Consider the following 5,333-nt stretch of genomic DNA (forward strand, 5'->3'; position numbering starts at 1 on the left):
TATGAACACATAAATACCGGAGGGAAGTCGAGAGTGGGCTGTTCCTCACAGCCCTGACCTGCGAGACAATATCAAAGAGGAAACATTTGCTACACACAGAGGTAGGCTTCTCCATACACAGAGATGGAAGAAAGAAGAGAAAACAAATGGAAACGAAATTGGCGAGAATAGCGGAATTATCTGCGCAAAATCCTAAGATGGTGTTTACATCCATCGGACATTTGATTGATGTCAAGTTCCTAAGGGATTGCCACATGATGATGGACGGAGATAAAGCCGTAGGTATCGATGGGATAACCAAAGAGGATTACGGTAGAAATCTGGATGCAAACCTTGTTGATTTGGTGGAACGGCTGAAAAGGAAGTCGTACAAACCAAAACCGGCAAGAAGGGTGGAAATCCCAAAAGATAATGGGAAAACAAGACCACTGAGTATCTACTGTTATGAAGATAAATTGGTGCAGGAGGCATTGAGGCGGATACTGGAAGCGGTATTTGAACCAATGTTTTATGATGAAATGATGGGGTTCAGACCGAATCGGAGCTGTCACATGGCTCTTCGGAAACTGAATACTATGATTGAGTCGAACTATACCAATTATGTCCTCGATGCAGACATAAAGGGGTTCTTCGACCACCTTGACCACAAATGGATAGTCAAATTCATAGAATCACGTATCAAAGACCCGAACATCATCCGGTTGGTCACACGTATGCTGAAGGCAGGAATTATGAAAGATTTTCAGTATAGTGATACCGAGGAAGGTTCGGGGCAAGGTTCGGTTTGTTCCCCCATAATTTCACTGATTTATATGCACTATGTTTTGCTGTGGTGGTTCAAGGAGAGAATACAGCCGAAGTTGAGAGGATACAGCGGTATCATAGTCTATGCTGATGACTTTGTAGTTTGTTTTCAGCACAAGGATGAAGCTGAGAAATTTTATGAGCGACTGAAACGTAGGATGGGAAACTTTGGACTATGTCTCGAGGAAGAGAAAAGCCGTCTGATTGAGTTTGGGAAATTTGCGGAGGACAACTGCCGTAATCGAGGAACAAAACCGGAAACTTTTACTTTCTTGGGATTTACACACTACTGTTCCAAAAGCAAGAACGGAAAGTTCAGAGTTAAGAGGAAAACCAGCAGGAAGAAATTCAGCAAGAAGCTGAAGGAAATCCATAGAAAGATTGGCGAGATGCGTTTACTCAAGACTAAGGACATCGTGAAGAAATTGAACGAAATCTTGGTTGGTTACTTTCATTACTACGGGATTACAGACAACTTGCGAAGTATTAAATCTTTTAGGTATGAGGTTGTTAAGAGTCTATTTTATTGGCTCAACAGAAGAAGTCAGAAGAAAAGCTATTCATGGAATAGTTTCTTACATATGCTTGACTCCTGCTACCCTTTAGCCAAAGCGAAAATATACGTAAGTATCTATGCGCAGTGATACACGAATGATTAGTCTCGTAAAGAGCCGGATGCGGAAAAGCCGCACGTCCGGAATTCTGTGAGGGGCAGAGGGAGCAATCCCCCTGTCTACTCAACCTGTGAACAAAAGTTCACAGTGACAGGCACCTATTTACAGGACTGGCCCTGTTTTTTATTTTGCACAAATTCGTGCGAACGCGAGATTTTTAGAACGATTGCTCAGAATCTGTGATATAATATATAAGGCGCTTTATGGCTTGGTTAAGCCATTTTAAACAGTTTCAAAAGGGAAGAGGAACAAAATATGGCAGTGTCCTATAAGAAACTATTTAAACTGATGATTGATAAAGATATGAAACGCAAAGATTTAATAAAAAAGACCGGATTGAGCTATGCGACAATTGCAAAGCTTGAAAATGGTGACAATGTGCAGATGGAAGTACTGGAAAGAATCTGTAGGGAGTTTAAATGTCAGTTAAATGATATAGCAGAGATAGTATTTGAAAAATAAAATGATATGGAGGCTTTTATGGGACATACAGACTTATATATTGTCGATAATGGAAATGATGAACAGACAGTGAAAAAATATTTGAGAGAGTGGTGTCCGATATCAAAGCAAATGGATATAACGACTGGCTATTTGGAAATAGGTGGTCTTTTGTCATTGGATACTGAATGGCAAAAGCTGGATAAAGTTAGAATAATTCTAGGTAATGAAGTTACACGTAGGACTAAAGATGTTATAGATAAAGCAGTAGAAGCTTTATTAACAAAAATCAAAGACAGTATCGATGAAGAGCAGGAGAAAAATGATTTTCTAATTGGCGTTCCTGCCATACTTGATGCGCTTAAATCAGGAAAAATTGAATGCCGCGTATATGATAAAAGTAAATTCCATGCAAAGGCATATATTACGTATTTTAGAGATGAATATAAGGCGCAATTCCCTTCATCAATGAATGTGCCAGATGGTTATGCATTGGTTGGATCTAGTAATTTTACAAAGGCAGGGCTTACACAAAATATTGAATTAAATGTTCAGATAAGGGATGACGTTGATCAGCTTCAAAGTTGGTTTGAAAAGCAATGGGATGATGCTGAAGATATTACAACAGCGATTCTTGAAGTTATTGAGATGCATTGTAAGGAGTATAGTCCTTATGATGTTTATCTTCGTTCTATGTATGAATACTTTAAAGGAAGAGAAGAATCTGTTTCTGAATGGGAAAACCATGATTCGGTAATTTATCCTGGCTTGTCACAGTATCAAAGGGATGGATATAACAGCTTAGTTCAGATTGCTGAAAAGTATTCTGGGGCATTTCTTTGTGATGGTGTTGGATTAGGAAAGACTTTTGTAGGCATGATGCTTATAGAGCGTTTTGTAAAGAAAGAGAGAAAAAATGTTGTTCTAATAGTTCCGGCTTCAGCAAGAATTTCTGTTTGGGAAACAACAATAAAGAAATATATGCCAGAAATTTTGGAGGGATTTTATCCTTTCAAGATTATTAATCATACAGATTTACTTCTGGAAAAAAACCAGAATTTAATGGATCAGATTGCAGAACATGCAGAGATTGTTGTGATAGATGAAGCACATCATTTTAGGAATCAGGCCTCTAATAGATATAGAAAGCTATTTAGTATGATGGGACGTGGTAAGAAGAAGCAGATGTTTATGCTGACAGCTACACCTATTAACAATAGCTTTAGAGATTTGCAACACCTAATTGAATTATTTACCCAAAAAGAAGATGGGTATTTTGCAGAAGCTCCACTTGGTATACATAGCTTATCAGGCCATTTTATAAAAATGGAAAAGAAGCTTAATTCCATGACTGGTACTGACGTGACAGACTCAATTGATATTACTGATGATATTTTCAGAGGCGATCAATTGGTTAATGAGTTGGTAGTTCAGCGTAGCCGTGCTTATGTAAAGAAAAGTTTGGTGGGGGTTGATGGAGCTAAAGTTTTGTTTTCTGAGAGAAAACCGCCTGTTGTAGCTAATTACTCTATTGAGAAATCATATGGTTCTTTGATTGATGATTTTGTAAAGTCATTTAATCGAAAAGATTCAAAGACAGGAAAAAATATAGCCATTCTTGCATTGGCTGTTTATTCGCCGTATGAAGAGGCATATTTCAAAGGCGATAGATCAAAAATAGACGACATGGTATTTGGACGACAAGCACAGGTTGTAAACTTGATTCGACAGTTATTGCTCAAGAGATTTGAAAGTTCAATAGCAGCTTTTGAAGAAACTTGTATAAGAATATACGTACGTTTAAGAAAGTTTATGGTTGACTATAAACAATATGGAAACGTGAGGGCAATTGATAGATTATTCAAGAGACTTGACCATGTTCAAGAATATGTTGAGTGGTTTATAAACAACAATTCTGAGATGACATTGGATGATTTGGAAGATGATCTTCCGGATTACGTTTGGAATACGGAAGAAAAATTCGATGTAAATGATTTTGATTTGGATATTATGCTAGATGATACTATCCAGGATTTAGAAATTTTATCAAAGTTTATAGAAGATATGATGGATATTAAGCCTGAGAATGATGATAAAATTCGAGAATTAAAAAGAATTCTTTTAGAAGATAAGCATGCGAAGGATAAAAAAATAATAATATTCTCGGAATTTAGAGCTACTGCTTTATATCTCTATAGAGAATTACAGAAGGCTGGGTTTAAAAATATTTATGAGATAGATGGCAAATCTAGTGGAGATAGGCACGAAATGGTACAAAGGTTTGCGCCTTACTACAATGATTTATCGTCATCGGAAATAGAAGATGAGATCCAAATACTTATCGCTACGGATGTACTTGCAGAAGGCTTAAATCTTCAGGATGCGCAATGCCTTATCAATTATGAGTTGCATTGGAATCCAGTAAGACTGATGCAAAGAATTGGCCGTGTTGATAGGCGAAGGAATGCTGATATAGAAGAAAAACTACTACGAGATCATCCTGAACTGAAAGATGATAGACCGTATGCATATTACTGGAATTTCTTGCCTCCTGCTGAACTTGAACAACTATTATCTCTGTATAAGACCGTTTCAAAAAAGACATTAAGAATATCTAAGACATTTGGCATTGAAGGACAAAAGTTGCTTACACCAGATGATGAATATGAAGCTTTGAAGGATTTTAATTCACAGTATGAGGGGAGTACTTCTGCAGATGAAGAGATTGCTTTGGATTATCAAAAGTTAATTGAAGAGAATCCTGGGTATGAGGATGCGGTATTGGACATGCCCAAAAAGATGTTTAGTGGTAAGAAAGCAAGCACAAGAAAGGGAATTTTCTTTTGCTATGAATTACCAACCAAGAGAGCTGATGGGACTTGGAGCCATGGTGATGGGTGGTATAGATGGTACTATTTAGATCCAGAAAACGGGAACATCACAGATGATACGTATGAAATTTGGAAAGCTATTCGTTGTAACAAAGATGAGGCAAGAGTGCTTACGATATGTGAGGAAACCTTTACTGATTCTAAAAAGAAAATGGATAGTTATATTAAAAAGAATTATCTAAGAGCAGTACAAGCACCATTAGGCGAGAAACCTAGATTAGTGACATGGATGGAACTCGCATAGGAGGTAAAAATGTCTAAAGATATTAGAGAAGTAAAATGCATAACCGACCTTATAGGTTATTTCTCCACAAATCTTGGATGGGATGTGGAAATAGATGATTTTGATGATATTGAGGATATTTCGTATGATTTCGATGCATCCGACATAGGATTGAAAGAAGAGTCTTTTGCGAAAATATCATCGTTAAGACAATTACAGCCACTTGTAGACAAACAGCAATGGGGAATATTTTGTGTTGAATTTGATAGCAATAAATTTGAGCCGTCTGCTTTAAAAAAA

4 protein-coding genes are annotated in these 5,333 nt (G+C 37.2%); all 4 read left to right on the forward strand.

Going from position 1 to position 5,333, the window contains the following annotated elements:
• The first annotated feature begins 146 nt into the window (after positions 1-146).
• On the forward strand, positions 147-1,448 hold the full coding sequence (gene ltrA / locus BM294_RS15485; protein WP_091209972.1) for a group II intron reverse transcriptase/maturase: 1,302 nt from the start codon (positions 147-149) through the stop codon (positions 1,446-1,448).
• 285 nt (positions 1,449-1,733) lie between these two features.
• Positions 1,734-1,940: a helix-turn-helix domain-containing protein gene (locus BM294_RS15490; protein ID WP_091209969.1), complete on the forward strand. Its 207-nt coding sequence runs from the start codon at positions 1,734-1,736 to the stop codon at positions 1,938-1,940.
• An 18-nt stretch (positions 1,941-1,958) separates the two neighbouring features.
• Entirely contained in the window at positions 1,959-5,054 is a 3,096-nt protein-coding gene (locus BM294_RS15495; RefSeq protein WP_091209970.1) for a helicase-related protein, read from the forward strand.
• 9 nt (positions 5,055-5,063) lie between these two features.
• Positions 5,064-5,333: hypothetical protein (locus tag BM294_RS15500; RefSeq protein ID WP_139225910.1), on the forward strand; the 270-nt coding region annotated here is incomplete at its 3' end.

Origin of the sequence: Oribacterium sp. WCC10, from assembly GCF_900113415.1 — a bacterium.
Taxonomy (GTDB): domain Bacteria; phylum Bacillota; class Clostridia; order Lachnospirales; family Lachnospiraceae; genus Oribacterium.